The 26,742-nt window shown below is 66.3% G+C and carries 20 protein-coding genes and 1 pseudogene; 6 read left to right on the top strand and 15 right to left on the bottom strand.

Annotated features, from left to right (window positions below):
• Positions 1 to 245: 245 nt before the first annotated feature.
• From HJG45_RS12965 to HJG45_RS12940, 6 genes and pseudogenes are all read right to left on the bottom strand, one after another.
• Positions 246 to 2,312 (bottom strand): 3'-5' exonuclease, encoded by a 2,067-nt coding sequence (locus HJG45_RS12965; RefSeq protein ID WP_171612550.1) that lies wholly within the window; start codon positions 2,310 to 2,312, stop codon positions 246 to 248.
• Complete coding sequence (locus HJG45_RS12960) at positions 2,309 to 5,419, bottom strand: site-specific DNA-methyltransferase (RefSeq protein WP_171612549.1); 3,111 nt, start codon at positions 5,417 to 5,419, stop codon at positions 2,309 to 2,311. Before HJG45_RS12960 ends, HJG45_RS12965 begins: the two co-directional genes overlap by 4 nt.
• 13 nt (positions 5,420 to 5,432) lie before the next feature.
• Positions 5,433 to 8,477 (bottom strand): annotated as a pseudogene (locus HJG45_RS12955) (BPTD_3080 family restriction endonuclease).
• Between the two features lie 165 nt (positions 8,478 to 8,642).
• Positions 8,643 to 9,050: a hypothetical protein gene (locus tag HJG45_RS12950; RefSeq protein WP_368040579.1), complete on the bottom strand. Its 408-nt coding sequence runs from the start codon at positions 9,048 to 9,050 to the stop codon at positions 8,643 to 8,645.
• A complete protein-coding gene (locus HJG45_RS12945; RefSeq protein ID WP_254452494.1) occupies positions 9,047 to 10,360 on the bottom strand; it encodes a recombinase family protein in 1,314 nt (437 codons plus the stop codon). The genes HJG45_RS12950 and HJG45_RS12945 overlap by 4 nt, the downstream gene beginning before the upstream one ends.
• A 32-nt stretch (positions 10,361 to 10,392) precedes the next feature.
• Positions 10,393 to 10,803, bottom strand: a complete 411-nt coding sequence (locus HJG45_RS12940; protein WP_254452493.1) for a DUF2924 domain-containing protein — start codon at positions 10,801 to 10,803, stop codon at positions 10,393 to 10,395.
• A 406-nt stretch (positions 10,804 to 11,209) separates the two neighbouring features.
• Between HJG45_RS12940 and HJG45_RS12935 the strand changes: the two genes are divergently transcribed.
• The 6 genes from HJG45_RS12935 to HJG45_RS12910 all read left to right on the top strand — a co-directional run bounded on the left by HJG45_RS12935 (position 11,210) and on the right by HJG45_RS12910 (position 17,572).
• The gene (locus HJG45_RS12935) at positions 11,210 to 12,013 is read left to right on the top strand and encodes a hypothetical protein (protein ID WP_171612546.1); all 804 of its coding nucleotides are present in this window, start codon (positions 11,210 to 11,212) and stop codon (positions 12,011 to 12,013) included.
• Positions 12,014 to 12,084: 71 nt separating this feature from the next.
• A complete protein-coding gene (locus HJG45_RS12930; RefSeq protein WP_171612545.1) occupies positions 12,085 to 12,318 on the top strand; it encodes an AlpA family transcriptional regulator in 234 nt (77 codons plus the stop codon).
• 103 nt (positions 12,319 to 12,421) lie between these two features.
• On the top strand, positions 12,422 to 14,566 hold the full coding sequence (locus HJG45_RS29440; protein WP_217362916.1) for a virulence-associated E family protein: 2,145 nt from the start codon (positions 12,422 to 12,424) through the stop codon (positions 14,564 to 14,566).
• A gap of 272 nt (positions 14,567 to 14,838) precedes the next feature.
• Positions 14,839 to 16,113 (top strand): site-specific DNA-methyltransferase, encoded by a 1,275-nt coding sequence (locus HJG45_RS12920; protein WP_171612544.1) that lies wholly within the window; start codon positions 14,839 to 14,841, stop codon positions 16,111 to 16,113.
• Complete coding sequence (locus HJG45_RS12915) at positions 16,100 to 16,534, top strand: hypothetical protein (protein ID WP_174890462.1); 435 nt, start codon at positions 16,100 to 16,102, stop codon at positions 16,532 to 16,534. The genes HJG45_RS12920 and HJG45_RS12915 overlap by 14 nt, the downstream gene beginning before the upstream one ends.
• Before the next feature lie 219 nt (positions 16,535 to 16,753).
• The gene (locus tag HJG45_RS12910) at positions 16,754 to 17,572 is read left to right on the top strand and encodes a TIGR03619 family F420-dependent LLM class oxidoreductase (RefSeq protein WP_171612543.1); all 819 of its coding nucleotides are present in this window, start codon (positions 16,754 to 16,756) and stop codon (positions 17,570 to 17,572) included.
• A gap of 82 nt (positions 17,573 to 17,654) precedes the next feature.
• On the opposite strand, the gene HJG45_RS12905 is transcribed toward HJG45_RS12910, so the two are convergent.
• From HJG45_RS12905 to HJG45_RS12865, 9 genes are all read right to left on the bottom strand, one after another.
• Complete coding sequence (locus HJG45_RS12905) at positions 17,655 to 18,362, bottom strand: recombinase family protein (RefSeq protein ID WP_171612542.1); 708 nt, start codon at positions 18,360 to 18,362, stop codon at positions 17,655 to 17,657.
• Positions 18,362 to 19,129: a DUF3489 domain-containing protein gene (locus tag HJG45_RS12900; protein ID WP_171612541.1), complete on the bottom strand. Its 768-nt coding sequence runs from the start codon at positions 19,127 to 19,129 to the stop codon at positions 18,362 to 18,364. Before HJG45_RS12900 ends, HJG45_RS12905 begins: the two co-directional genes overlap by 1 nt.
• Positions 19,130 to 19,549: 420 nt before the next feature.
• A complete protein-coding gene (locus HJG45_RS12895) occupies positions 19,550 to 20,509 on the bottom strand; it encodes a tripartite tricarboxylate transporter substrate binding protein (protein WP_171612540.1) in 960 nt (319 codons plus the stop codon).
• Positions 20,509 to 20,937, bottom strand: coding sequence for an aconitase X swivel domain-containing protein (locus HJG45_RS12890; RefSeq protein WP_171612539.1), 429 nt, complete (start codon positions 20,935 to 20,937; stop codon positions 20,509 to 20,511). The genes HJG45_RS12895 and HJG45_RS12890 overlap by 1 nt, the downstream gene beginning before the upstream one ends.
• A complete protein-coding gene (locus tag HJG45_RS12885) occupies positions 20,934 to 22,184 on the bottom strand; it encodes an aconitase X (RefSeq protein ID WP_368040590.1) in 1,251 nt (416 codons plus the stop codon). Before HJG45_RS12885 ends, HJG45_RS12890 begins: the two co-directional genes overlap by 4 nt.
• Positions 22,185 to 22,270: 86 nt before the next feature.
• A complete protein-coding gene (locus HJG45_RS12880) occupies positions 22,271 to 23,224 on the bottom strand; it encodes a tripartite tricarboxylate transporter substrate binding protein (RefSeq protein ID WP_171612537.1) in 954 nt (317 codons plus the stop codon).
• Positions 23,225 to 23,710: 486 nt separating this feature from the next.
• Positions 23,711 to 24,085 (bottom strand): hypothetical protein, encoded by a 375-nt coding sequence (locus HJG45_RS12875; RefSeq protein WP_171612536.1) that lies wholly within the window; start codon positions 24,083 to 24,085, stop codon positions 23,711 to 23,713.
• A gap of 416 nt (positions 24,086 to 24,501) precedes the next feature.
• Positions 24,502 to 24,912, bottom strand: a complete 411-nt coding sequence (locus tag HJG45_RS12870) for an ester cyclase (protein ID WP_171612535.1) — start codon at positions 24,910 to 24,912, stop codon at positions 24,502 to 24,504.
• Between the two features lie 584 nt (positions 24,913 to 25,496).
• A complete protein-coding gene (locus HJG45_RS12865; RefSeq protein WP_302479758.1) occupies positions 25,497 to 26,582 on the bottom strand; it encodes a PAS domain-containing protein in 1,086 nt (361 codons plus the stop codon).
• Positions 26,583 to 26,742 lie beyond the last annotated feature (160 nt).

Genomic DNA, 26,742 nt, shown 5'->3' with positions numbered 1-26,742 from the left:
AGGGTTGGCGAAGGGACCTTGGGAGTGCGGCGCCGCAACGAGAGCCCGAATCTCTCTCCGGACGGCGGATTCTCTCCAGACCTTGGGACTTGGCCGATTTAGTCCCAAGCTTCAAAAGCTATGCAGAACAGAGGCCTACCAGGGCAGACCGGGCCGGACGTTTCGAATCTCGGTTGGGAGGTTGGTGCGAGACTGCCCCCAGCTCGATCTCCATTGCCGGCCTTCTGCGCCCCGATGCTCCTCAGTCAGCCAGTGACGTCGCGCAGGAACTCCGATCCCGGTCCCACGCCCGACACCCACAAATTATCCCGTGCCCGGGTGCAGGCGACATAGAGCAGGTGCCGTTCCGTCTCGTAGACCTCCTCGAGGTCCGCTTCGTCCGTCACGCTCTCGACGCGCTCCTGGAGGGGCAGCACCTCGTCGTCACAGGCCATGACGGCCACCGCGCGGAACTCTAGCCCCTTCGCCAAGTGCATCTGGCTGATCGAGACAGCGCCGGGCACCACCTCCACCTTCTCGTCGAACTCCGTGCCCTTCGCGCCGGCCGCCTTGACCGCAGCCAGGGCGCGGGCGACCTCGCCTTGCGAGCGGACCAGGATGCCGACCTCCTCCGGGGCGCATCCCTCCCGCAGCCTCTCGGCGATCCAGGTGCCGACGGCGGCTGCTTCATCCGCCTCATCCTGGAACAGCCCGATCACCGGCGCCGGGCCGTCGAACAGCGAGACGGTGCCGCGGCGGCTCTCCCGGGTGCCGTCCACGTCCGATACCATGCCGGGCAGCAGCCGGTCCGCCTGGGTGCGGATCTGATGCGACGTGCGGTAGTTGATCTTCAGGCCGTGCGAGCGGCCGCGCACATCGATGCCCATGGCCTTCCACGAGAAGGGCTGCTGGAAGATGCGCTGGCCGAGGTCGCCCGTGAAGAACAGCCCATCGGGTTTGCCGCCCGCCATGGCTGCCAGGAAGCGGGCCTCGGCCATGCTGAGGTCCTGCGCCTCGTCCACCACCACGAAGTCGTAGCCCAGCGCCTTGCCCGAGCCAGCCAGGTTGGCAAGGCGGCCGAAGACCTGCGCCCAGGTCACCAGCTTCTGCGCCCGCAACCCGGCCTGCACCTCCTCGAAGACCGACCACAGCGCGCGTCGCTGCTTCTCTCCGAGGCGGGTCTTACGGCCCAAGCGCAGCGCCTCCCGATAGGTGTCCCAGGACATCAATTGCTGGGCGTCCACCACCTCGGTCCATTCGTTCACGAGGAATGGGAGCGGGAACTTGGCACCCTCCGCCTTGGCCGCGGCCTTCCGCAGCAGCCCCTGGACGACGCCGCCCGAAGCGATGTTGGGTTGGCCGAAGAGCTTGCCGTACAGCTCGTAGGCGGCGCCGGTCAGGGACTGGGCCTCGATCCGGCCGGTGATCCCCGCCTCCCCCTCCACGAGGCTCGCCAGCCGCATGGCCAGCGCCTTGGCCAGGGGCTTCGAAAAGGTGGTCAGCAGCACCCGCGCCTGCGGATTCCGCCGCGCCAGATGCGCCGCCCGATGCAGCGCGACGATGGTCTTGCCTGTGCCGGCAGAGCCGGTCACGCGGGCCGGGCCGGAATAGCGCCGCTCCACCAGCTCGCGCTGCGCGGGGTGTAGGAAGACGGCCCAGCGATCCCAGGGGAAATCCAGCGCGCGCCGCAGCTCCTCCACGTCCTGCAGCACCCGGAAGCGGCGCTGGGCGTCGGGATGGGCGAAGGGGTCGGTTTCGGCAGGGGCGGGCTTCGGAGCCTCGGGCTTCTCGCCCACCGCCAGGCGCAGCAGCGCCTCCTGCGCTTCCTGCGGCAGATGGGGCAGCAGCTCGAAGAGCGACGCCTCGGTGGCGGCGCGCACATCCTCGACCCAGTCCTCCGGCACGCCGAAGCTCATCAGCTCCAGCTTGCGGAGCCCGGCGAACAGCTTCAGGCCCGGAGCCGCCGCGGGCGATGGCGCGGCGGCAGGCAGTTCCTCGACCCGCTCCCGCACCTCCACCAGCTGCATCGCCCCGGTGGTGGGGTGGCGCTCGATGCGCCGGCGCTCGGCCCAGCGATAGGCCTTGTCGTGGTGGTCCACATGCACCAGCAGCAGGCTGGACGGCGTGCGGTGGACGATCAGGCGGATGTCGGCGTTCACCCGCACCGACCAGAAGTTCTTGTCCTGCGCCCGATCCAGCTTGTGGAAGGACAGGCCCGGCGAGGACGGGTCCATCTGCAGGTCGAAGGCGGTGGTCTTCACCGCCTTCTGCTCCTGCGCCGTCAAGCGGGCCAGGCTGCTGGTGAAGGTGTCGGCGATGCGGAATTCCGTCATGCCACGCTGAACACCTTCATCACCTCGTCGCCGAGGTGGTTGATCACCTTCACCGCGATCCGCCCCGATGCCGGCTTCGGGAAGGGGCGGGAGACGTCGCTGTTCAGGCTGGCCCACGCCTCCTCGTCGATCTCCGCCCGCAGTGTCGTCTTCAGCGCCTTGTAGGGGTCGTTGGCGCCAAGGAAGTAGGCGTGTCGGATGAAGAAGCTCTCCTCGTTGTAGTCGGTGTCGATCATCCACAGCGCAATGCCCTCCTTGCCCTCGGAGACCACCTCGCCGGTCTGCGGTTTGAACACGTCCACGCCCTCGATCGTCACCTGCACCATGCCGTCCGGCAGGGTGTCGATGCGGATGTCGGGCTCGCCGAAGACGACGAAGAGATTGCCGGCGCCGGTGGCCTTCAGGTCCCTCGCCATGTGCAGGTCGGGGTTCATGCGCGCCTTCAGCACCCGCACCCGGCCGAGGCGGTCGAACTCGGCCGAGTGGGCGTCGTAGGCGAAGGCGCAGGCGATCAGCAGGTCGAAGCCAGCATCGCCGGCCTCACGCGCCGCGGCCACCAGATCGGGGCGGGCAACGGTGCCGAATTCAGGGCCGATGAAGATGCCGGCGCGGCGTTCCTGCCCACCCTCGATGAAGCGGCCCTCGGCGGCGATGAAGCTGCCGGGCCAGCCGGTGAGGCTGGTGAAGCTGATGCGGTCGGCCTTGTCAGCCTGCTGCACGCCGGCGGTGCGCAGGTTCTCCAGGATCATGGAGGCGAAGTCGCGCACCGCCGTGTCCCGGTCTGGCGCGGCGCGGCGGCCCTCGGCGGCGGCGAGGGTGTCGATCAGCTCGTCATCCCAATCCACCGCGAGCGTCCGGTGCGGCGAGAGGCTCTCCACCGTGAAGGGGCCGGCGACGCGGGTGCGCGAGCGGTCCTCATAAGGCTTGTCGTAGAGGTATTCGACATCGGCCTTGGCGGCGATGGAGGCGTCGATCTCCTTCTGCCGGGCGATGCGCGCCTGCCACCAGGCAGCATGGACCTCCTTCGCCTTAGCAGGCCAGTCGAGCCCGGCCTCGCGCGGGATTTCCCATTCCTGCCAGGCCTTTCCGAGGACCTGGTTGAGCGTAGCGTGGAGCGGTTCCAGGATCGTCTGCGCTTGCTCCCAGATCACGTCGATCTCGACATTGCGGGCAATGTCGCCGAGGGTAATGTGCGGCAAACGCTCATAGACGAAGCCCTGGCGCAGGCGGTTCTGCGTCGGCGTGGTCTTGGGCGGGGCGCGGGTGACCTCGGCTTCCTTGCGCTGACCCTCGGGGCTGTCGGCCAGCAGGTAATAGGGATAGCGCGCGCCCATCAGGCGCGAACGGGCCAGCGCCAGGGAGACACGGGAGGTGTCGATGGTAATCCAGCGACGGCCCCATTGCTCAGCGACGTAAGCAGTAGTTCCCGAACCACAAGTAGGATCGAGCACGAGGTCGCCAGGGTCAGTAGCCATGAGAAGGCAGCGCTCAACAATCTTTGCGCCAGTCTGGACGACATATATTTTTTCGTCGGTGAAATTGCCCGTTCCCGTGTCTGTCCAAATATTTGAATATGGTAGCGCAGAAAAGTCAGAATGATAGCGTCGATAGCGAAAGCTATTCTCTGCAACGTGAACGCGTTCGGATCTCACGAGACGCTGCATACCGGCTGGATAATTAGGCTTCCAATGAGAATTTCTACCGTATGGATCTTGCCCAACCCCGCGATATTCAAAAGGTTGGGGATCAGCTGCTCGACCCTGCGAAATTAGATTATCCGGGTTGTATGGCTTAGCCCCCGCTGGGATAGGCGCACGCCCCTCCCTTTCAGCGGCAGTCACGCCTCGATAAGAGAAATCTGCCGCCATGAGCCAAGTAGCATTCCCTTTTCCAAGTTCATACGGCTTTTCTCGATAAAGGGGGCGGCTCTTAAGAGATGGTCTTTTCTTAGAGTACCAAAGAACGTAGTCCGAAACATTTGAGATCGCATCGCTAGAAAACCCGTATGTCTTCTGAACTACAATTTCGCTTACGATGTTGGTCTCGCCAAAAATCTCATCCATCAGCGCCCGCACGCGATGGACGTTCTCATCACCGATCTGCACGAAGATGCTGCCGCTCTCATGGAGCAGGTCGCGCGCCACCGTCAGCCGATCTCGCAGGTAGGTCAGATATGAATGGATGCCGTCGCGCCAAGTGTCGCGGAACGCGCGCACTTGCTCAGGCTCCCGCGTCACATGATCGCGGTCACCATCCTTCACGTCTTTGCTCGTCGTGCTCCACTGGAAGTTGGAGTTGAACTTGATGCCGTAGGGCGGGTCGAAATAGATGCACTGCACCTGCCCGCGCAGCCCTTCCCGCTCTGCCAGGCTGGCCATGACGGAGAGCGAGTCCCCCAGGATCATGCGGTTCGACCAGTGCTGGTCGTGCCGGTAGAATTCCGTCGCCGCCGCGCTGTCCAGCAGCCCATTGAAGTCGGCGAAGAGGTCGGGCATCGCGCCCGGTGCCTCCTGCGTGCGCTGCCGGCTCTGGCGCTTCAGATCCTCGATCAGGACCTGCGGGTGCACCTTCTCCTGAATGTAGAGCGGCGGTGCCTGCACGATCAGGTCGGACCAATCCTGCTCGTCCTTGCCGCGCCAGACGAGTTGCGGGTCCAGGTCGCGGCTGCGCCGCTCATAGGCAAGCTGGATGGGCGTCTTGTCCTCTGCCCGCATCACGGATTCGAACTCGGCGGTGGGGATGTTCTTCCGCGTGGCGTCATCGTGCCGGTAGCTCTGCACCGGGCGGCCGGGGCCGGCGGCGGGGGCCGCGCGTGGCGCGGCCGCGGTGCGGGTGCGGGGCGCCTGGGCCATGGCGGCGGCGCGCGGCGCGGCCGCCGGCGACGGCAGGGGCAGGTCGGGCGTGACCGCCTCCGCGTCCGCCAGCCGCACGGAGCCGCCGCGGCCGCGCCCGGGCAGGATCGCGCCGGCGTCCAGCAGTGCCTGCTTCACCCGGTCATAGGTGCTGTCGGCCCAGCCCAGCGCCTCCCGCAGCGCGCCATTGCCGGCCGAGCCGCCGCGCTCGCGCAGCGCGGCGAGGAAGCGATCCTGTTGTGCCTCGTAAGCCATACGACCCGCCCCCTTACTCGGCCGCCGCGGGCTGGGCCGCGCTGAACTGGTCCATCAGACGGCCGAACTCGGCCTCGATCTCGAACACCTCGGTGAACTCTGCGAAGGCCCAGCGGCCGAAGGATTGCAGGTTGTTGACGCCCGGCACCCAGTAGGCGCGCATGGTGTTGGCCTTCTCCACCGCGTCCTCGCCGCGATAGCCCTTGATCTCGACGACCAGGTTCAGCGGCTCCGTCCCGCCGTCATCGATGCGCAGCAGGAAGTCCGGGCGGTAGCGGCGCGGGGTGGAGCCGAGCAGATAGGGCACCTCGAAGCCCAGCCCCTGGTTCTTCACATAGGCCAGCACGCGCGGATGCGCCTCGGCGACGCGGCAGAACTCCGCCTCCCAATCGCTGTCGCAGACCACCCAGTTGACGTGGCTGCGGTTCGGCGCCGTCTGCCAGCGCAGCGCCTTCGAGGTGGTGAAGTTCACATGGCTGGTGGAGCCGGTGGGGTTGTAGGCGTCCAGGATGGCCTTCACCGGTCGCTCGCCGGCCAGGGTCTCGGTGATGGCCGCCTTGATGCGCGCCGCCGCCATGTCCGCCAGTTCACGGTAGAGCAGCTACGCCGGGAAGGTGCCGCCGGTGCAGCGCAGATAGCCGCCATCCAGCCATTGACGGACGATCCGCTTCATCTGACCGAACAGGTGCAGCTTCGGCTCCGCGCCCGGGTCGCGGTAGGTGTGGTAGATGAGGTGCCGTGCCAGGTTGAACAGGATGGTCGAGGCGCGGACATCCTCCAGGTGCTGGATCGTCAGGTCCACCGCCTCGCCGATGATGCCCTGGTTCTGCGTGACGGAGGGGCCGACCAGCGTCGGCGTGAGCTCCAGCACCGAATCCGGGCCGAACTTCGCCTCCAGCCGCTCGTCCGGCAGCTCGACGCGGTAGCCCTCCACGCGGGGGAAGGTGATCTCCAGCGCGTCGCGCTCGGGACGGACGGCGTGGGCGCGCACCGTCTCCCGCGGCTTGGCCGGCGGGGCGATGACGGGCTTGGCGGCGAAGTCGAAGGGGATGCCGAGCACGTCGGCGTACTCGACGTTGAACAGCCCCTCCTCGTTCAGATCATAAGACTGCCGGCGTAGCCCGCGGCCCACCACCTGCTCGCAGAGGAGCTGGGTGCCGAAGGCGCGCACTCCGAGGATGTGGGTGACGGTGTTGGCGTCCCAGCCCTCGGTCAGCATGGAGACGGAGACGACGCAGCGCACCTGCTCGCCGAGGCGCCCCTTCTTGCCGACGGTGTTCATCACCTCGCGCAGCAGGGTGGCGTCGTCCATGGTCTCGCCGGCGCGGGCGTCGCCGGTGCGTTCCACCATCTCGCGCCGGAAGCGCTCGATCTCGTCGGCGGCCATGTCCCGGAAGTTCTTGTCCAGGGACTCGCCGGATTCGAGCTGCGCGCTGTCCACCAGGATGGTGTTGGGGCGGGCCAGGCGGTTGCCGTACTCGTCGTGGTTGCGGAACAGCTCCAGCCTTCCGTTTTCGAAGCTCTCGCTCTCGTCCTCGTTCTGGCGGTGGAAGCCGGAGATGTATTTGTAGACCAGCTCCGAGGTCGCGGTGTTGTTGCACACCACGATGAAGACCGGCGGCACGCCGAGGCCGTTCTCCTGCCAGAGATCGAAGGTCTTGCGGTAGTGGCCGTAGAGCGCGTCGAGCGCCGTCAGCAGCTCGGTCGGCAGCTTCAGCGGATCGAGGGCGCCGGCCGCCCCGCGACCCTTCTTCGGCATCTCCTTGCCGATGTGCTCCCACAGGTTGCGGAAGCGCGGCGTGTCGCCGCCCGGGACGTTGTCGGCCACCGGCACGCGCGGCAACTTCACGATGCCGCATTCGATCGCGTCCATGAGGGAGAAGTCGCTCATGGTCCAGGGGAACAGCGTCCCTTCGACATAGCCGGAGCCGCGCAGGAAGAAGGGCGTCGCGGAGAGGTCGTAGACAGTGGCGATGCCGAGCTTGCGCTTCACCGCCTCCAACCCGCTGATCCACATGCGGGCGGCTTCGTTGTTTTCCTTGGCTTCTTCCTTCTCGTCGCCCTTGAGATCCTCTATGCTGTCATCAGCGACACGCTCGCGATAGCAGTGATGCGCCTCGTCGTTCAGGACGACGATGTTCTTCAGGCCCATCAGCCCCGGCATGACCCGCTGGAGCATCTGGCCCTCGGTTTCCAGCGTCTCGAGCTTCTCTCCCCGCCAGCCTTCCAGGGCCGAGCGGGTGCCCTTGGCGATGTCGATGCGCTCCCGCAGCTTGAAGGCGTGGTAGTTGGTGATGACGATCTTCGCCCGGTCGATGTCGGGCAGCATGTCCGGGGGCACGATCTCCCGGTGCCGGTAGTAGCTGTCCGGGTCGTTCGGCAGGAGCACGCGGAGCCGATCCCGGATGGTGATGCCCGGCGCCACGATGAGGAAGCCTCGGGAGAACTGCTTGCTGTTCGGATGGCGGGCGGCGTTGACCATCTGCCAGGCGATCAGCATGGCCATGACCGTCGTCTTGCCGGCGCCGGTGGCGAGCTTGAGCGCGAGGCGCATCAGCTCCGGGTTCGCCTGGGCGTTGGCGCCCTTCAGGTGGGCCGCAAACTTCGCCGCGCGGGTGCCGAGCTTGGGGGCGACTTCGGCGAGCCAGATCGCGGTCTCGACCGCCTCGACCTGGCAGAAGAAGGGGCGGACGCCCTGGAAGGGGTGATGCCGCCAGTGCTGCAGCAGGCGGGCGGTCTCCGGCGAAACCAGCCACTGGTCCGGGTTCGGCAGGTTTCGCCAGGCCTCAACGAAGCCGCGCACTTCGTTGATGATGGGCGTAGGATTGTACTCCTGAGCCTCGGAGGAGAGCCCGTCACCACCGTCGAAGATCATCTGGGACTGGCCGCGACCGGCCCGTCGCTTCTTCGGCTTGGGCACGGGCGTGATCAGATCGGAGCGGCGCCGGCTTTCGAGGATACGCGACGTCGGTTGCCCGTCCGGATCGAGCTCCCAATGCCGAAATGGCGGGTCGTAGGGCGAATTCAGGATCGGATGCGCGAAAAACCCACCACTCATCCAAGCTGGCCCCAAGCTGCTACTTTGGAGCGAGACTATCGCCCTGATCGGGTTGCGTGAATATGGAGCATTGCGCAACGAATGGCTGAAAGCAGGAAGAAAGACGCTGTCAAGAAAATATTGTGCCGTGAAACTTACGAGCGTCGGATCGGAGCATACTTGCCCTCACTGAACGCAGGCGGGGCCGCATGCAAGGAGCCTGCGTTGGTCGCTCCAGTCTGCCCAGCCTGCCCCCAGAAGTGTTGGTAAGGCGATCGTCTCTGCCTGCTTCCCGTCCAGAACAGCCTCGACAATATCCGGGGCCAGCAGCGTCAGCCGTAGCATCTTGCCGAGGTAGGAGCGGTCGATCTTCTCGGCGGCGGCCAGCTCGCCAAGGGAGCCGTAGCGGCCGCTTTCCAGCAGCCGCTTCCACCGATGCGCCCGAGCCAGCGCCTTCACCAGGGCCGGTTCGGCCCGCGTGCGCGCCGGCGCGGCGCCAAGCGCGCCGCCGTCCGGGGCGATGACCAATTTCCGCCCGCCGCGGCGGCGAATCGCCAGTGGGACGCGGACCGTGATGCTGGTGGCCGCCGTCACGCTGCCCTCCGGGTCTCGGCCCCGATGCCGCCGAGGTCCCGCACCAGGCTGGCCAGCCCCTCCAGCCGCAGCCGGATCTCGGCGCCGGCGGGATTGACCTCCACCCGCTCTACGAGCAGCCGGACGATGCGCGCCTGCTCGGCCGGGAACAGCTCGTCCCAGAGTGGGTCCAGCCGCTCCAGGGTGGCAAGGGTCTCGGCCTCGGTCAGGTCCGGCGCCTCGGCGCGCGCAGCTCGCCAGGTCCCGACCACCACCTCCGGCTGCCGCAGCAGCGCCCGGACCTGATCGATGACCGCGGCCTCGATCTCGGCCGCGGGCAGCCGCCGAACCGGGCAGTCGCTGGTCTCACCCTTCAGCACGGCTTGGCTGACGTAGTAGCGGTAGAGCCGCCCGCGTCGGCGGGTGTGGGTGGGCGACATCGCCCGCCGGTCCGGCCCGAAGATCAGGCCGCGCAGCAGCGCCGGGGTCTGCCGGCGGTTCTGGTTAGCCCGCACTCGCGGGCTCTCCTGTAGGATGGCATGGACCCGGTCCCACAGCTCGCGCGGCACGATGGCCCGGTGCTCGCCCGGGTAGAGCTTGCCCTTGTGCGCCACCTCGCCGAGGTAGGTCGGGTTATTCAACAGCCGGTACAGCGTCCCCTTGTCGAAGGGCCGACCGGTCTTGGTCAGCACGTCCTCCGCGCGCAACTGCCGGACAGCCTCCACGCCGGAGCCGGTTGCAGCGAAGAGCTCGAACGCCCGCCGCGCCCGCGCCGCCTCGTCCTCGTTCACCACCAGCTTGCGGTCGTGGACCTCGTAGCCGAGCGGCACCGGGCCGCCCATCCACATGCCGCGGGCCTTCGAGGCAGCAATCTTGTCCTGCACCCGCTCCCTAATGACCTCACGCTCGAACTGGGCGAAGCTGAGCAGGATGTTGAGCGTCAGCCGGCCCATGCTCGTCGTAGTGTTGAAACTCTGCGTCACCGAGACGAAGGTGACGTTGTGGGCGTCGAACACTTCTACCAGCTTGGCGAAGTGCATGAGCGATCGAGACAGCCGGTCGATCTTGTAGACCACCACCACGTCGACCCGATCGGCCTGGATGTCGCGCAGCAGACGCTGCAGGGCCGGCCGCTCCAGGGTGCCCCCGGAGACACCGCCGTCATCGTAGTGGTCCGGCACCAGCACCCAGCCTTCGGCGCGCTGGCTGGCGACGAAGGCCTCGCAGGCGTCGCGCTGGGCGTCGAGGCTGTTGAACTCCTTCTCCAGCCCCTCCTCGGTCGACTTCCGGGTGTAGACGGCGCAGCGGAGCTTCTTCACCGTAGCCGGCATGGGGGCTTCGGCTGTTACAGTGGCCCTGCGCTTCATGCCTGCCCCCGCTGGCTCTTCAGGCCGAAGAAGCTCCAACCGTTCCAGCGCGTGCCGGTGATGTGCCGTGCGATAGCAGAGAGGGAACGGTAGGGCCGGCCCTCATAGTCGAAGCCGTCCTGCAGCACGGTGACGGTGTGCTGGACGCCCTGGTACTCCCGGACCAGCCGGGTGCCGGCGATGGGTCGGTCGTCGCCGGCGCGGATGCGGCGGAGGACGACGTTGCCGCCGTCCAGCTGTTCGCCGAGCGCTTCCAGCCGGGCGACGGTCTCCGCCTTCAGCCCGCCATAGGCGGCCTCCTGAATCCGGTAGGCGAGGCGGCTCTCCAAGAACTTGCGATTATATGACGGTGGCTCGGTGCCGCAGAGCTCGCGCCACTGCTGCTTCAGGTCCGCGATTGGCGCCATTGGAAGGGCGGCAAGGCGGGATAGTACCTGTGCCGGTGGAATGGTGGTGATGACTGGACCCGGGCTGAGCTGGGTTGGATCATCTGCTTGGCGTCGTTTCATGCGGAAGTCCTCTCCAAGGGGACCGCATGCACGCTCTGGTCGGCGGTGAAGTGTAGGACGTTCTCTCCCCCTGGCCCAACCTTCTCCGCCTCTCGGGCAGCCTCCTCGGCTGTGCGGCGCCGAAGCCGCACCAACCCTTTGGCTAGCAGGATGCAAACCTCGCGGAGATGTGGCGGAAGGTGGTTCATTCTCGGATCGGTTAGCGGAATCATGAGCCGATCCCGCTTCGGGTGGGCTGCGTCCTGTCCTGGCCAATGCCTTTGCCGAATGCTGCAGCACCGTTACCGGAAGGAAGCCTTGGGGGATGATCGACAGCACGGGCAGCCAGGGGATATCTCTTGCTGATGCGCTGAGCCATTGGTGCGATTCGGCGCTGCAGGACGCTGTTCGGCAGGTGCAGGCCAACCTGTCGAACGGACAGCTTCGCCAGCTCAAACAGATCCGGCTGGCGGGAGGTTCGAAGCCCGAGAAGAACGCTGAGCTTACCGAAGGCGAGTTCGAAGATTGCTGGACTGAAGCGAAAGACGTGTGGACCGATTTGCTCGATGACTTCCGCGGCCGTGTCCGCGATGGCCAGATCTATCTCTCTGGAGTCCGAACTCAACCCAACCCGGAAACCGAAAGGGTGGAAGTTCCGAGCGTCTGGATCTTTGATCTCACTGTCGACGTCGCCGTGGGCGCGGTTAGTGGCCATGGACATCGGTTCACCGCGGTGAGGGTCAGCTCCCATCGCCTCGATGGCGAGAAGCTCCCCCCTCTTGGATCCCGGATTACCGTAGAAAATGTCGGAGACCTGACCGATGACGAGATCCTGCTCCTGCTGGAGGAGCATGCTAAGCGGGTGATTGCCGGTCCTGATGCGAAGCTGATCGCTCCCGGCAAAATCTCGCTGTTGCCCATTGTTAAGGGGAAGATGCGCGCGCGGGCCGAGAATGGGGAGCTTTGCACTACCCTCGCGGCTGAAGCGAGCGCTTTGGAAGCCTGGATCAGGTCGAAGGTTACGCTGCATCAGTTCCCCACTGCGAAGACGATCGAGAAAACGTTGGGTAACGAGTACAAAGCGCTAAAACAGCGATCCACGGCCGAGATTCAAAAATCGAATCCCTGAATATCGGGTCTGGATCGCGTCCTCGGAGCGGCGGCTTCCTCCAGCCCGATCCACTGCGCCGAGCCGCGACCATGCCCTACGTTTTGCCACGCCCGACCCACACACAGGCCGGGGGGACCAACCTTGGCCATACCCATCTCACGCAGAGTGAGCTGGCCGAGCGCTGGCGCCTCAGCACCAGGACGCTGGAGAAATGGCGCCAGGGCCGGCGCGGGCCGCGGCACCTGAAGCTGGGTGGGCGCGTCGTCTATCCGCTGGAGGAGGTGGAGCACTTCGAAGCCACGCATCTCCAGGGGAGGCGCTGATGGCCGCCACCGCCTGGGGCAGGGATGCGCTGCCACCGACAGGCCAGCTGACGCTGCGTGAGCGCTCCTGGGGGAAGGGCTCCTTCGTGCCAGGAGCGTGTCCGTGAGCGCGCCGGAAACCCTCGATCCAAGTCCAATGGTCGAGGCGAGCGAGGCTGAGGGGCTGGATCGCCCCTTCTGCGTCACTTTCTTTGTGAATGCCGCAGCATCAGCCAGGCAGGAGGAGTCGCACAGCCTCCGGACGCTCGCGCAGCTGATCGAGCAGACTAGCGGGCCGGAGAAGGGCGCGTTGCCCTGGCTAAAGCTCGCCCGCTTCGGTGACTTCCGCAGCCGCCGGGGGAGTTTGCGGCACGATGCCAATCTCCACATCATCACAGGGATCGAGGCCGACTACGACGGTGGCGAAATGGCCATCGAGCGAGCGGCCGCTATCCTCACGGAGGCGGGTCTGCTGGCCCTGGCTTACACCTCCCCGGGCCATACCGAGCAGGCGCCTCGCTGGCGTATCCTCTGTCCGACCTCCGCTGAGTTGGCGCCCGATCAACGAGACCACCTGATGGGGCGCCTCAACGGCTTGTTCGGGGGCATCTTCAGTCCCGAAAGCTGGAGCAAGTCGCAGAGCTACTACTACGGCGCGGTGAACGCGAACCCTGCCCACCGAGTCATTCTCGTGCAGGGTCGTCCGATCGATCAGCTGGAGGGGCTCGACAAGGGCTGGCTGGGAAAGCCCGGAACAGCTGGAGCGACGTTGCCTGCCACTCCGGATCAGAAGTCGAAACGCGGCCGCCTCGACTGCGAAGCGGCGTTGCGCGCCATCCGCCAGGGCGAGAGTTTTCACGAACCGATGGTTCGTCTCGCTGGTTATTGGGCAGCAGAAGGAATGCCGGCCGACACGGCCATCAGCAGGCTGACCCTGGCGATGGAGGCCGTGCCCGAGGCCCTTCGAGATGAACGGTGGGCTGAGCGCCGCCAAGATATTCCGAGGTGCGTCCAGGATATCTACAGCAAGCACCTGGCCAAACAGGCCAATGTCGGCGATCAAGCCGACTGGCTGAACAGATGCCAGAAGTCCGCGAGAGGCGAGCCGAGGGCCAACTTGGCAAACGCGCTGCTCGGCCTGCGCGAAGACCCCGCGTTGAGGGACCTCCTGGCCTATGACGAGATGCAGCGCTGCGCCCTGATTCGGCGGAAGGTCCCCGGCCCGGCAGGCTCCGACGGGCCCTACCCGCGGCCGATCCGCGATATCGATGTCACGGCCATCCAGGAATACCTGCAGCTTACCGGCCTACCGGGTCTGTCGAAAGACGTCGCCCATCAGGCAGTCGACGCGCGGGCGCGGGAGGCGGCCTTCCACCCGGTCCGAAACTACCTCGACGGGCTCCGGTGGGATGGCAAACCTCGGCTAGAGGGGTGGCTGTCCACCTATCTCGGTGTCACCGCGAGCGACTATGCCTCCGGCATCGGCCAGATGTTTATCCTGGCGATGGTGGCTCGGATCTTCGAGCCCGGCTGTAAGGCCGACTACATGGTGATCCTGGAAGGGCCGCAGGGCGTCGGAAAGTCCAGCGCCTGCGCCATCCTCGCCGGGAAGTGGTTCTCCGATGCCCTGCCGGATCTCGGCCGAGCAGGGAAAGACGTCTCGCAGCACCTGAACGGCAAATGGCTGATCGAGGTGGCCGAACTCGCGGCCCTGGATCGGAGTGAGACTGCGGCGTTGAAGGCGTTCATCACCCGTCCGATCGAGCAATATCGACCGAGCTATGGCCGGCACGAGGTCGTGCAGCCGCGGCAATGCATCCTCATCGGAACGACCAACCAAGAGACGTATCTGCGCGATGAGACCGGCGGACGGCGGTTCTGGCCGGTGCGCGTCGGCCGGATCGACCTCGAGGCCCTCAAGCGGGACCGCGATCAGCTGTTTGCCGAGGCCGTCGCACTCTACCGTCGGGGGGAGCCTTGGTGGCCCGACGCGCAGTTCGAGGCATTGCACATCGTGCCCCAGCAGGAGGCGCGTTACGAGGAGGATGTCTGGCAGGAGCAAATCGCTGAGTTTGTCGAGGGTGAGACTAGGGTGACAATCCTGCAGGTCGCCAAGAACGGCCTGAAGATTCAAACCCCGAGCATCGGCACTCCCGATCAGCGACGCATCGCAAAGATCCTTCAGCGGCTCGGCTGGTGCCGCGGAGCAAGGACCGGGAAGGCGAGGTACTGGGTGCGCGCGCCAGAGGTGACGCATGACGCACAGTGACGCATTCCTATACTGAGTGGTTATGAAGTGGTTTTGTTATTAGGGATTATATAGAGCGGTCCGTCATATGCGTCACGTGCGTCACACCGATGGCCGTGAGGCGGCATCGTCCCGCACTACAAAGCCGCTCGAAGCCAGCACGATTTTCTCATGTTCCTGCCGATTGTGGTAGGCAAGCGCATCGGGTCGCATTTGCGGTCGGTTGTTGCCCCGATATGCGTCGCGGTATCCTGCACAGCCGACAGCCATCCGCGGCGGCGAGGGTTTGGTGAATGACTGCTGTGCACGCCAGTTCATCCTTCCCGCCCTACAGGGCGGCGCGTATCGATGAGCTGGTCCCATACGTCCGCAATGCCCGCACGCATTCCGACGCGCAGATTGCCCAGATCGCGGCCTCCATCCGTGAGTTCGGCTTCACCAACCCCATCCTGGTCGACGGTGAGCGCGGCATCATCGCCGGTCATGGCCGGTTGCTCGCCGCCCGCAAGCTCGGCCTCACCGAGGTGCCCACCATCGAGCTGAGCCATCTCACGCCGGCGCAGCGCCACGCCTACGTGCTGGCCGACAACAAGCTCGCCCTGAACGCCGGCTGGGACGATGAGCTGCTCCGGCTGGAGTTGGCTGAGCTCCGCGATGAGGGCTTCGATCTCGGCCTGACGGGCTTCGACCTGGGCGAGGTCGAGCGTCTGCTGGCGGCCAGCACTGGAGGTCTGACCGATCCTGACCACGTGCCGGAGCCTCCGGCTGAGCCGGTCAGCCGCCCCGGCGACCTCTGGCTCCTGGGCCATCACCGGCTGATCTGCGGTGACAGCACCGACCCGGGCGTGGTGGGGCAGGTGCTGGGTGGCGTGCGGCCGCTCCTCATGGTCGCCGACCCGCCCTATGGCGTCGAATACGACCCCGCCTGGCGGAACCGGGCCGGCCTCAGCACCACCCGCCGCACCGGGGCGGTGAAGAATGACCACAGGGCCGATTGGCGCGAGGCCTGGGCCTTATTCCCGGGCGAGGTGGCCTATGTCTGGCACGGCGCGTTGCACGCGACCACAGTGGCCGAGAGCCTGGTTGCCTGCGGCTTTGGCATCAGGGCGCAGATCGTCTGGGCGAAGGACCGCCTGGTCCTCGGGCGCGGCCACTACCACTGGCAGCACGAGCCCTGCTGGTACGCTGTTCGCGGCACTGGGCATTGGACCGGCGACCGCAAGCAAACCACCCTGTGGCAGATCGCCAGCCGCGGCCAGGATGCTGAGACGGTGCACGGCACCCAGAAGCCGGTCGAGTGCATGCGGCGCCCGATCGAGAACAACTCCAGCCCTGGCCAGGCCGTCTACGAGCCATTCTCTGGCTCTGGGACCACCCTGATCGCCGCCGAGATGACCGGCCGCATATGCCATGCCGTCGAGCTCTCGCCCGCCTATGTCGATGTCGCTGTCCAGCGCTGGAAGGCCTTCACCGGCCGGGAAGCCGTGCTGGAAGGGAGCGGGCAGAGCTTCCAGGCCACGGCGAATATCCGAACGCGGCAGGAGGGTGAAGCTGATGCAGGCGTTTGAGCCCAGCGACGAGCACCGCCGGACCGTGCGGGCCCTGGCAGGCTTTGGCATCCGTCAGGACGACATCGCCATTCATCTCGGGATAGATCCGAAAACTCTGCGCCGGCATTTCCGCGAGGAGCTGGACCGTGGCGTGATCGAGGCGAATGCCAAGGTGGCTCAGTCGCTGTTCCACTTGGCCACCGTCGACAAGAATGTCTCGGCGGCCATCTTCTGGCTGAAGGCTCGCGCCGGCTGGCGGGAGAAGGTTAGCGTCGAGCACACGGGAGCCGACGGGACGGCTGTGCTGCCGGCGGCAGTGATCCATCTGTCGATCGGCGGTGATCCGGTTACCGATACGCCCGCCTCGAACACCACGCTCGTAGAAGCAGATGAGGGAGCGGGTGGTCTCATCGCTCACGAGGATGGTGAGCCCGACTGACGTGAGCCTGTTCACCACGGACCAACGACCGTTGCTCGGTGGTGAACATGCGACACGCAAGCCGTGGACCGAGACGCGGCTTGACTTCAAGATTGCAGCTTCCGCCCAGGATCCACTTCCGCAGCGGGCAACTAGACCTGCCGGCTCCGATCGAGGGATTGCGCCCTCGCAGGGAAGGGCTGAACATGCTGCCGTGGCCAGGAAGGCATTAGAACCGCAATGAAATACGGCATCCATCTGCCCCACGCCGGCGAGCAGGCGGTGCCGGCGCTCATTCGGCAGCATGCCGAGCGCGCGGAGGATTTAGGCATCGAGGATGTGTGGGTTAGCGAGCACATCATCGTTCCGCGCGACAAATTTCCACGCTCGCCATTGTTTTTCGACCCTGTCCTGTCCCTCTCCTGGGCCGCCGCGGTAACCAAGCGGGTCAAGCTGGGGACATCGGTGCTGGTGCTGCCGATGCGCCATCCCTTGCCGTTGGCGAAGGAGCTTGCAACGCTGCACAACTTTTCCGAGGGACGGCTGATTTTAGGCGCCGGCTCTGGCTGGTTGAAGGAGGAGTTCGCGGCGCTCGGTGTACCCTTCGAGGAACGGGGCCGGCGGCTCGACGAGGGCATCGCCATGATGCGGGCCGTCTGGTCCGAGGATCCGGTGACGTTCGAGAGCCGCTACATCTCGGCCGAGATCAAAGAGATGACCATGACCCCGATGCCGGTCAGTCGGATCCCGCTTTGGTTCGGCGGTAGCTCAGAGCCAGCCTTGCGGCGGACCATCAGGATTGGGGACGGCTGGCATGGCAGCGCGCTGTCGGCGGATGAGGCGGCCCCGATTGTGCGGCGATTGCGAGCGGCGCGCCCAGAGTCGGAATTCACGATCTCCATGAGGGTGCAGTGGGACGGTCAGGATCGTGGCGTCCTGCGGGCGTTAGTCGATGACTACGCTGCAATCGGCGTCGAGCATCTTCTGGTGGCGCCTCAGGACCGAAATGTCGACGACTGGGAGAAGGTAACGGATGGGGTTGGCTCCCTGGTTGCGTAGCTGAATCCTGTCGGACCTCGATTGACCCTTCGTCCACCATCTGGCCGTGGCAAAACGGTGGTCATTGCAGGCGCAAAGAGCGCTATTGGCCCGCTGCAGCCCGCGCCATCACCCTTGTCACCGTCGTGTGCGTCCAGGCCGCCCCACCCCGCGGCGTCGGCACCCCGCGCTCAGTCAGCGCCCGCGCGATCGCCGCCTGGCCGGTGATACCCTCCGCCCGCAGCCGCTCCACCTCCAGCGCCAGCCGGTGCGCCGCCCGCTCCGCCGCCACCCGCCGCGCCTTGGCCGCTGCCGCGGCGCTCGGGCCCTCGGCCGGTCGGTAGCCCCGGTCGCCACCCAGCACCGCCCCACGTGCCTTGGCGGCTCTCAGCGCGGCGCGGGTCCGCTCGCTGATCAGCTCACGCTCCTTCTGCGCCATGGCGGCGTAGATCCGCATCATCAGGTCATCGGCGCCGGGCATGTCGGCGGCCCGGATCTGGTAGCCCTCCTCGAGCAGGCCGGAGAGGGTGTGGGCACGCCGGGTGATCCGGTCGAGCCTCGCCGCGACCAGCACCGCCCCGAGCTGGCGGCTGCGGGCCAATGCTGCCTGAAACCCCGGCCGGCGGTCGTCCTTGCCGCTGGCCACGTCCTGATGCTCGGCCACCAGCGTCCAGCCCTGCGCCGCGACGAAGGACCGGACGCTCGCCTGTTGCGCCTCCAGTCCGAGGCCGCTCTGGCCCTGCTCGGCGGTCGAGACCCGCAGGTACCCGACCGCCAGCCGGGCGACGCCGTGGGGCAGCGCCGGCCGCATCAGCCCGCCTCGGCGATGCGATAGACGGTGTAGCTGCCCTTGGCGCCCTCCTTGCCCGGTCCGACCTTGCGGACCCGCTCCAGCACGCTGACCTCGAGCCCGCGCTTCTTCAAGCCTGCGAAGAAGCCGCGGACCGTGTGGTTGGCCCAGCCGGTAGCGTCGGCCACCTGGGCGACGGTGGCGCCCTCCGACCGGCGGAGCAGCGCCAAAACCTGGTGCTGTTTGGTGCCCTCGCGCGGCTTGCGGGGACCGGTGGCGCGGGATGCCGGTGCGGCTTTCACCACGATGGCGCGGAGGCCGGCGATGGCGTCGGGCAGGTCGGCGCGCTGGCTGGCCTCGCCGTCCCAGGCACTGACCACGCGCCAGGCAGCATTGCGGAGGCTGGCTTGGGTGGTTGGTGCCGGCGCCACCGTAGCGGCGTCAGGTGCGGGGTCCGCGGCGTCTGGCGCTTGCTGCCCTTCCAGGTCAGCCGATGCCGTGGGCGACGCGCTGTAGGCCTCTGCTGGCACTGCCGGGAGAGCGGCGCCGATGGCTAGCAGCCCGGCGTTGGTCACGCGCAGCGCGGTCCAGGCGCCGTCCTGCTGGCGCCAGCTGAGGCCGATGTACTCGAAGGGCGCAGGGCATTCCTCGACATAGCCGCCTCTGAGCAGACTGCGGAGCACCGAACTACAGGCAGCGGCTGGGAGGTGCTTGGGCGGCGTGACCAGCCGCAGGGCATGATGGCCGGCATCGGCGAGGACGCGGAGGGCGGTGTCGGAAATGGCCATGGTCGGGGCTCCTGGGGGCGGCACCCGACGAGCCGGGTGCTACGAGCCCGAGCCCCACCGGGGAGCCGGTCAGGGCGGCGCGCCGGCGTTCGCCGTGGCGCGCGTCTGACCATTCGCTCTGTGTCCAGCTGACGTGAAGCGGATAGTCGGCCATCTAATTACATTCTTTGAGCGCCGCATTGGCCACAGGGTGAGGCGTGACCACCTTTAATTCGCCCCAACTCGTTGACCATGCCCTATCTGCTCTACTCTTCGCCAAGCTCTTGATTTGATAAACGACTCGGCACCCCATCCCGAAAGCGGACTCGCCACTCGGCTGTAGGAGGAAGGGCATCTCCATCGGCCGTTAACACGGCCTGCCCGCATAGGGCGTGATATCAAAAGAGGATCGCGGTGGCACACCGGGGCAGCTCCACTCGATCACTCCAGCACTGCGCCGGAAGCGCGGACGGCGGCACCCCAACGGCGCCTCTCCTCACTCAGGAAAGCTGGCATCTCGGATGGGCCGCGGTACATTGGGGTAATACCCTGTCGTCCGAGGTCGTAGCGCCATCCGGGGCTGGCGTCGATGCGGGCGAACTCGTCGGCCAGCCGGGTGATCACTGGAGCTGGCGTTGCGGCAGGCGCTACTACCGCCCACCAGGCCGTCATTTCGATACCCGCCACGCCGACCTCCGCCATGGTGGGAACCTCCGGCAGTGCCGAGCTTCGGGCGGCGGCGGCCACCGCGAGGGCCCGCAGCCGCCCCGCCTGCACCTGTGCCAGCGGTGACTGTACGGGATCGAATACCGCCGGGATGTTGCCGGCAAGCAGGTCCTGCAGCGCTGGCGCGCTACCGCGATACGGTACGTGGACCAGCGCTGCGCCAGCGACGCTGCGGAACACCTCACCGACCAGGTGCCCCGGCGACCCGGCGCCAGCAGAACCATAGGGGACGGGCTGCGGCGTCGATCGGGTCCAGGCGACGAAGTCGCGCAGTGTCGGCGTGGGCAAGTCGGCGCGCACCACCAGCGCAACCGGGGCACCGGCGATCAGCGCAATGGGCACGAAGTCGCCCACGGGATCGAAGGGCAAGCTGCGGTACAGCGTCGTATTCACCGCCAGCACGCCGACATTCGACAGCAGCAGCGTGATGCCGTCGGGGGTTGCCCGCGCCACCGCCTCGGCACCCAGGTTGCCGCCTGCACCGCCGCGGTTGTCCACCACCACGGGCCGCCCCAGGGCTTCACCGAGCCGCTGCGCCAGCGGGCGGGCGACTAGGTCGGTCGGCCCGCCCGGCGGGAAGGGGACCACAAGGCGCAACGGGCGATCGGGCTGCCAGCCGTCGGCCCGCGCCAAGCTGGGGACCAGCAGCCCGGCGAGCAGTGGACGTCGATGCATCACCCGGTGCGGCGCAGCAGTTCCACCACACGGCGCGCGGGGTCGACTCGCACCCAGTCGCCCGTGCGGAACACCTGGCGCGGGTCCTGCGACCAACCTTCGGAAATCACAATGTTCGCCAGCACAGCACCTTGCACCATCACGGGGTTGGTGACGCCGAACAGGAAAGCTTTCGGCGCGATGCCCTTGCCCTTGATGTCGTTGAAGGCCCAGCCGGCGGCAATGCCGCCCTTCGCAGTGGGGAAGAAGCAGATCTTGTCCTTGATGTTGGTGCCTTCCAGCTTGTGGCCCGGCTTGGTGATGTAGCCGGTCCAGCGGTCGAGATCGTAGCGCGGGGAGAAGCCTTCCTCGGACAGTACGGCCTCGCCCTCGACCATCGGCCCGAAGGCGCGCGCCAAGGAGACGCTCGCGAGCACGGTGTCGCTCATGTCAGCCTCCCTGTGCAGGCGATCTCGACGCAGTCCGCGCTGCGTCGCAGGATGGTATTGAACCGGTGTGCGCCGATAATGTTCACGATCTTGGCGCTGTTGCTGACCATGTTCTGCCAGCCATTCTTCTCCCGCATGACTGACAGATTCTGCAGGATGTAGAAGCACACGCCCTCAAGCACGATCACGCCCGCCGCTTCGAGCGGTGCGAGATAGCCAAGCTTGCGGGAGGCGCTGATGACGCCATTGCTGGCCGTGACGAAGCACGATGTGCCCCGCGCCACGGTTCGTCCTGCAAACAGCAGGGAAAGTTGCTTCATCTCAAAGAGCGAGAGTTGCGGGCCCGAGAACACCACCAACCTTGCATCACCCGCGCCGAGCGAGTAGCCACGATACACCGTGTCGATAGCGGCATCGTCCACCGCCACGCGCTCCACCGCGGTGGCCACTGAGCCGCAGAGAGCGTCCTCTAAGGTGCGTGCTTCGGGCGTCACGCCGACCATGTGGAACATGCCCATCGAACCGTAGGAGGCGAGCGCGCAGCCCAACTGCTTCAGCTCGTCCGCCAACGGCGTCCGGCGAAACCCGGTGAAGACAGGCACCGCGTAATAGCTTTGGTGGCTCTCGCCGACGAGTTTGCCAACGGCACCCCAGTCCGCCAGGTCCGCCAACGTGGCGCCGGAGAGATCGACGACGAAACTGCCGCGACGGTGTTCGTCCAGATGGAAGCCGTAGGCCGGGGTACGGCCGGTGATCGCCGAGGCCAGGGCCGCTGGCCCGCTCTCGAAGTTGGTGCGTGCACCGAACACGCCATTGGCGTAGATGCAGGTGCCGGTGTCGCCCCAGGCCACTCGTTCGCCGAGATGCGGCTGATAGAGCGTCTGATAGTTGATGCAGGTGTCCGTAGTCAGGACGTTCATTCCCTGTAGGGCGCCGATAACCTGCTTTTCCTTGGCGCATTCGCCGGGATCCTGGCCCAGCTTGTTTGCCCAGGCAAAATCGATGCAGCGGGCGTTGGTGGTGATGGGAATGCGAGCTCGGGCGCCGAGCGCTTGCATCTCCTGAAGGAAGGCAAGACCGGTGTCACCTAACACCTCAATATCGCCCATCATGTGGGCGTTGGTGACGGGCACTAGTCGCTCGGCGCCGAAGAACCGCCCGACCTCGATCTGGTAGGCCACCGCGCGTTGCACCGCCTCGCCCTCGGCACCTGCCAACATTCTCTGTTCTTCCGCCGTTAGCTGCACCGTTACTCGCCTTCCATTAATTTCGATTATCGTCGCGCAGATCGTCCTTGGCTTGCCCGAATGCGCGGCCCAGGGCACCGGCGGAATCACTCCGCCTGGCGCAGGTTGCCTTCCTCGACGATGCTGCGGTTTCGCTCGGCATCTGCTTGCACGATGGCAGCGAATGTCTTCGCGTTGCGATAGGTGATGGGCATCTGCAGGCGCTCATGCCCCAGGATCACCGCGGCCTGCCGCGTTGCCCGCTCGCAAGCGCCCTCGTAGCGCGCGACAATCGCCGGCGGCGTGCCGCGCGGCGCAAAAAGGCCGAGCCAGATCGAGAAATCAATCTCGTAGCCGGCTTCGCGGAAGGTTGGCAGGTCCGGGTAACGCTCGAGACGTGCCGGCGCCATGACCGCGATGGCCCGAAAGGCCGGGTCATTCAGCACCAGGTTAGGTAGGTCTGCGTAGAGTTGTACGCCGCCCTGCTCGAGCGCTAGTTGCACCTCTGACGGCCCCTTGTAGGCGATGTGCACCAATGGCACGCCCGCCATGCGGCTGAAGGTCACCATCGACAGGTGCGGTAGAGTGCCGGGTCCGGTACTGCCGAAGTTCATTGGGTCACTGCTTCCGCGGGCGCGTGAGATCACCTCGGCCATTGTCGTCAGGCCGGACGATTTGTGCGCCATCAGCACCAGCGGAGAGCGCGTGGTCATGCAGATCGGCAGCAAATCCTCGGTACGATAGCCGGCATTGCGCATGAAGTAAGGCTGCACGGTGATCGGCCCTATCGGCGAGAGCAGCAGATTGCTGCCATCTGGCTTGGCGCGAACCACCTCATTGGCCGCAATCGTGCCGGCAGCCCCGACGATGTTCTTCACCACCCAGTTCTCGTTGAACTGCTGGCTGAATTCGGTGGCAAGCAGCCGCGAGATGAGATCCGAAGCAGCGGCAGGTCCGAAGCTGGTGGTGATGACATTCACCTGCTGCGCGCGGAGCGGGGTAGGACCGAGGGCCACAACCAAAAGCGCCAGAAGTCCGGCGCGTAATGCGCTTAATTGCATCGGATTGTCCTCCCCTTTCTACGAGACTACGCCCGCGTATTCGGGAGATTCAACTCGCCATTTTCGAAGTGGATGCTTGTTGCCGGGCCATGGTGCAATCAGATGCCGTCGGAGCGGTGTCGGGCAAAGCGTGGCGCATGGGCCGGGTTCGATGCTAGCGGACTACGTTCTTCCGTTGGCCCGACGCAAGACAATCACTGTTTAGATCTCGCTTCGGACCGCCTCGGTCTGGCGCAACCCGGCGGGGGAACAAATCGCGCTTGCATCTGCGGTTTGATAGAATGATCAAGCTCGAGGCCCTCGGGCTTTACGCCCTGCCGAGGGAGGCACCGGTGCTGCTCTGCGGTACCCCCAGCGCTGCCGATCGGCACGCGGGAACTTCTGGCTGAGGTGTCCTGGGCTCTGACATCGCTGGGACCAGGCGTCACCAGCCTACTCAACTTGACGGTGTCCAACTACCGGGTCGGCGACTTGGCCGATGCCGCGCTAGCTTGATCGACCCGCTTCATCGAGCTTGATGCGATGGCCTCGACCACCAACAACATCCGGATTATGGCGCGGAACATTTCGCCAGGAGCGACATTCGATCTCGCAACTGCCGCATTGTCCTTGGCGGTGACGAAGCGGCGGTTCCCCTGACCCGCACACTCGCAGCGCGGCGCAGGCGCCGTGCTGCTGGCGCTCACCGAGGTTGATGTTCTCGAAGGGTGCGAGGTCTTCCTCGACGTAGCCACTCTCGACGAGATTGTAGAGCACAGCGTTGCAGGCAGTGGCGGGAAGGTGCATGGGTGGCGTCGCCAGCCGAAGGGGATGCTGGCGGGCCTCGGTGAGGATGCGGAGCGCGGTGTCGGAGATGGCCATTTCTGGCTTATGATGCGGCACCCGACCCGCCGGGTGCTACCGTCCATAGCCCCGCCGGAGAAGCCGGTCGGTGCAGCGCACCGGCGTCCATCACGGCGCGTGATCGACCTTCCGCTCTGTGCCGCGCTGACGTGAAGCTGACGAGAATTCCCTTTGCCCAAATCGGCCCTCTGAAGGAGGGTCTCCATCGGCAGCGACCACATGCTCGACGCCTGAATTTGCAAGCGATCGCTTGGTTCTTGCCGCTGCCGGCAAAAATTAACGGCGTGGCTCAAGGCCGGGACAGGTTACGGGAGCCTGTCAGCGCCGAGGGCGCTTCACCAACTCGGCGCCCTTGGCGTTGAGTCCGAGGCGCCCGGCCGCGAGGTCCGCACTCTGCTCACGGGTCGACGGCGGGTCGGGGCGCCACCGTCACGTCAGGCTAGGTCGGCGCCGATCTGGCGCATCAGGCTCAAGCTATCCCAAACTCCTTCCTGTTCGACCAATCTACCACTAACAAAACGAAAGAAGCAGTTATTGGCAACTCTCACGCGGTTCCCCGAGGCCGGCACGGCACCCAGCGGCCCCTCGTGCGTCCCGGTGAACACCAGCTGCGCCGACGCAGTGTCGCCCTCAGCGACGATCTGTCGGATCTCGAATCTAACATCGGGGAACGACGAGGTGTAGGCCTCGTAGAGTCGCCTGGCTCCCTCGACGCCGCGCACCTCGCCATCCGGCGTGTGGATGACGCAATCGTCGGCGTACGCCTCCTCAATCAGGCTCGGGTCCTTGGCGTTCCAGATGTCCTGCAGGATCCGCAGCGTCAGGGCGCGTGGGTCTTGGGGCATGGTCGACCTCCCTTTCCGATGTTCCTCCACTCCTGTGTCTAGAGGCGCCCTTTAGCCGCGGCCAGCCGAATCGAGGGGGGAGCTTCAACTCATTGATTGACACGTCCGCGCCGGATCAGCAGCGCGTGCTCGGAGGCCTCGGCACCTCATCAGTGACGAACCTTGTGGCCCAGACTACGCCGGCCCACCACTGCAGCTCAGAGCAACCGAGCCGATCCAGCTCCTCGGACGTGGGCACCTCAGGGTCGATCGTCAGCGCTGGTGCGTCACTGAACGGGGACGCGGTCCGCCACGAACGACGCCCTTCTCGATCGTTACGCCTGCTTGATATGAAGGTCATGCGATCGGCCGACGCAGGGAGACGGTGCAGGAAGCCGCGGCGGCCGATGCGGCCTCCGACCAGGAGATGGCCGGGTAGCACGGCGCCGGGGGCGCCCAGGAGCTCCGGCACCGCCTGAGCACGACGCGGCCAAAGGGCCTTGGCGGGGCAGGACGCGCGGCCCGGAAGGCATCAGGGGTGAGAGAAGCCCCCGCCGAAGCGGTGAATTTGCTGGTCGGGGTGCGAAGCGGCGTGCCAACCCGACTCACGCCGCATTCAGGTCGCACGGAATAAAGAGCCTCACCGTGGTGCCGCACGCAGGCTGGGTGTCGATCGCGAGCCTGCCACCCGCCTGTTCTACGAAGCCCAGGGCCAGGAACAGACCCATTCCAGCGGATGTGCAGGCGTCCTTGGTCGTGAAGAAGGCCTCGGTCGCCCGCCCGACGACCTCCGGTGGCATGCCACAGCCCGTATCCGACACCGCGATCTGGGCCGTAGCCGCGACGCCGGGAGTACCGGTGGCCGAGGTTGCAATCGTCACCGCTCCGCCCTCCGGCATCGCCTCGGCGGCATTGCGAACGAGGCTGAGCAGGACGCGCTCCAGCTGCCCGTGGTCGAGATTGGCGACAAGCGGGTGAGCCGCGAGCTCGAGCACGATCCGCGCCTCAGGACCAATCACTCGCGCAATCGTGCCCTGCAGCGCCTGAACTGCGAAGTTCAGGTCAACCGGCTCGCCCGCTGCGGTCTGCCGTTGGGCCAGGTCGAGCAACCGGGATGCCTGTTCACCCGCCCGCTGCGCGGCCCAGGCGGCCCGTTCCAGACGTTGGCGCTGACGTGGGTCAACTGCCTGCTTCAGCGCTTGCGCGACGCTGCCAACGACGGTGGTCATCAGATTGTTGAACTCGTGCGCGACGCCCGTGCACAGCGCACCGATGCTCTCAATATGCCTAGCCTGGAGACGTTCGGCTCCCCGCCGCCGGGTGACGTCGAGTTGGCTGCCGAAGAAGTAGCGCAGGGCGCCCTGCGCGTCGAAAACCGGGCTGATGTGGACGGCGAGCCAGACTCCCCGCCCATCCTTGCGGTAGTTGTAAATCTCCTCCTCGACGTGCCGATGTCCGGCCAGAGCCTCGGCGATCCGCCGCACCGCTACTCGGTCGGTATCGGGTCCCTGCAGGAAGCGGCAATTGCGTCCCAGGACCTCCGCCCGCTCATAGCCCGTCATCGCGCAGAAGGCGTCGTTGCAGTAGACGATGGGACAGTCCGTGAAGCTGGGATCCGCCAGCACCATCGGCGTGCGCGTCATGTCCACCGCGGCCCGAAAGGCGGCAGTGTCGAGGGCGCCCTGACTCAGGATGGCGCCCTCCCGCTATCCACAGGTCCTGGTTCCGCCTCGGTGATGTTCGCTGCCTGAAGCACGGTGCCTCGCTCCCGCCATTGGCGGCCTTGCCTCGGCACCAACTGTGGGCCGCCTCGCCCGGCTATGGGTCCTTGCATGGCAACGCCGGGGCCGG

Origin of the sequence: Roseicella sp. DB1501, from assembly GCF_013112485.1 — a bacterium.
In the GTDB taxonomy this organism is placed as follows: domain Bacteria; phylum Pseudomonadota; class Alphaproteobacteria; order Acetobacterales; family Acetobacteraceae; genus Paracraurococcus.
The sequence above is the reverse complement of the archived record's forward strand: the minus strand, read 5'-3'. Positions and strand labels throughout refer to the sequence as shown.

What these genes read in the sequence shown, in the direction of transcription:
- HJG45_RS12965 (WP_171612550.1), bottom strand. Translation starts at nt 2,312, where the DNA reads ATGACGGAATTCCGCATCGCCGACACCTTCACCAGCAGCCTGGCCCGC.
- HJG45_RS12960 (WP_171612549.1), bottom strand. Translation starts at nt 5,419, where the DNA reads ATGGCTTACGAGGCACAACAGGATCGCTTCCTCGCCGCGCTGCGCGAG.
- HJG45_RS12945 (WP_254452494.1), bottom strand. Translation starts at nt 10,360, where the DNA reads ATGCCGGCTACGGTGAAGAAGCTCCGCTGCGCCGTCTACACCCGGAAG.
- HJG45_RS12940 (WP_254452493.1), bottom strand. Translation starts at nt 10,803, where the DNA reads ATGGCGCCAATCGCGGACCTGAAGCAGCAGTGGCGCGAGCTCTGCGGC.
- HJG45_RS12935 (WP_171612546.1), top strand. Translation starts at nt 11,210, where the DNA reads ATGATCGACAGCACGGGCAGCCAGGGGATATCTCTTGCTGATGCGCTG.
- HJG45_RS12930 (WP_171612545.1), top strand. Translation starts at nt 12,085, where the DNA reads ATGCCCTACGTTTTGCCACGCCCGACCCACACACAGGCCGGGGGGACC.
- HJG45_RS12920 (WP_171612544.1), top strand. Translation starts at nt 14,839, where the DNA reads ATGACTGCTGTGCACGCCAGTTCATCCTTCCCGCCCTACAGGGCGGCG.
- HJG45_RS12915 (WP_174890462.1), top strand. Translation starts at nt 16,100, where the DNA reads ATGCAGGCGTTTGAGCCCAGCGACGAGCACCGCCGGACCGTGCGGGCC.
- HJG45_RS12910 (WP_171612543.1), top strand. Translation starts at nt 16,754, where the DNA reads ATGAAATACGGCATCCATCTGCCCCACGCCGGCGAGCAGGCGGTGCCG.
- HJG45_RS12905 (WP_171612542.1), bottom strand. Translation starts at nt 18,362, where the DNA reads ATGCGGCCGGCGCTGCCCCACGGCGTCGCCCGGCTGGCGGTCGGGTAC.
- HJG45_RS12900 (WP_171612541.1), bottom strand. Translation starts at nt 19,129, where the DNA reads ATGGCCATTTCCGACACCGCCCTCCGCGTCCTCGCCGATGCCGGCCAT.
- HJG45_RS12895 (WP_171612540.1), bottom strand. Translation starts at nt 20,509, where the DNA reads ATGCATCGACGTCCACTGCTCGCCGGGCTGCTGGTCCCCAGCTTGGCG.
- HJG45_RS12890 (WP_171612539.1), bottom strand. Translation starts at nt 20,937, where the DNA reads ATGAGCGACACCGTGCTCGCGAGCGTCTCCTTGGCGCGCGCCTTCGGG.
- HJG45_RS12880 (WP_171612537.1), bottom strand. Translation starts at nt 23,224, where the DNA reads ATGCAATTAAGCGCATTACGCGCCGGACTTCTGGCGCTTTTGGTTGTG.
- HJG45_RS12875 (WP_171612536.1), bottom strand. Translation starts at nt 24,085, where the DNA reads ATGGCCATCTCCGACACCGCGCTCCGCATCCTCACCGAGGCCCGCCAG.
- HJG45_RS12870 (WP_171612535.1), bottom strand. Translation starts at nt 24,912, where the DNA reads ATGCCCCAAGACCCACGCGCCCTGACGCTGCGGATCCTGCAGGACATC.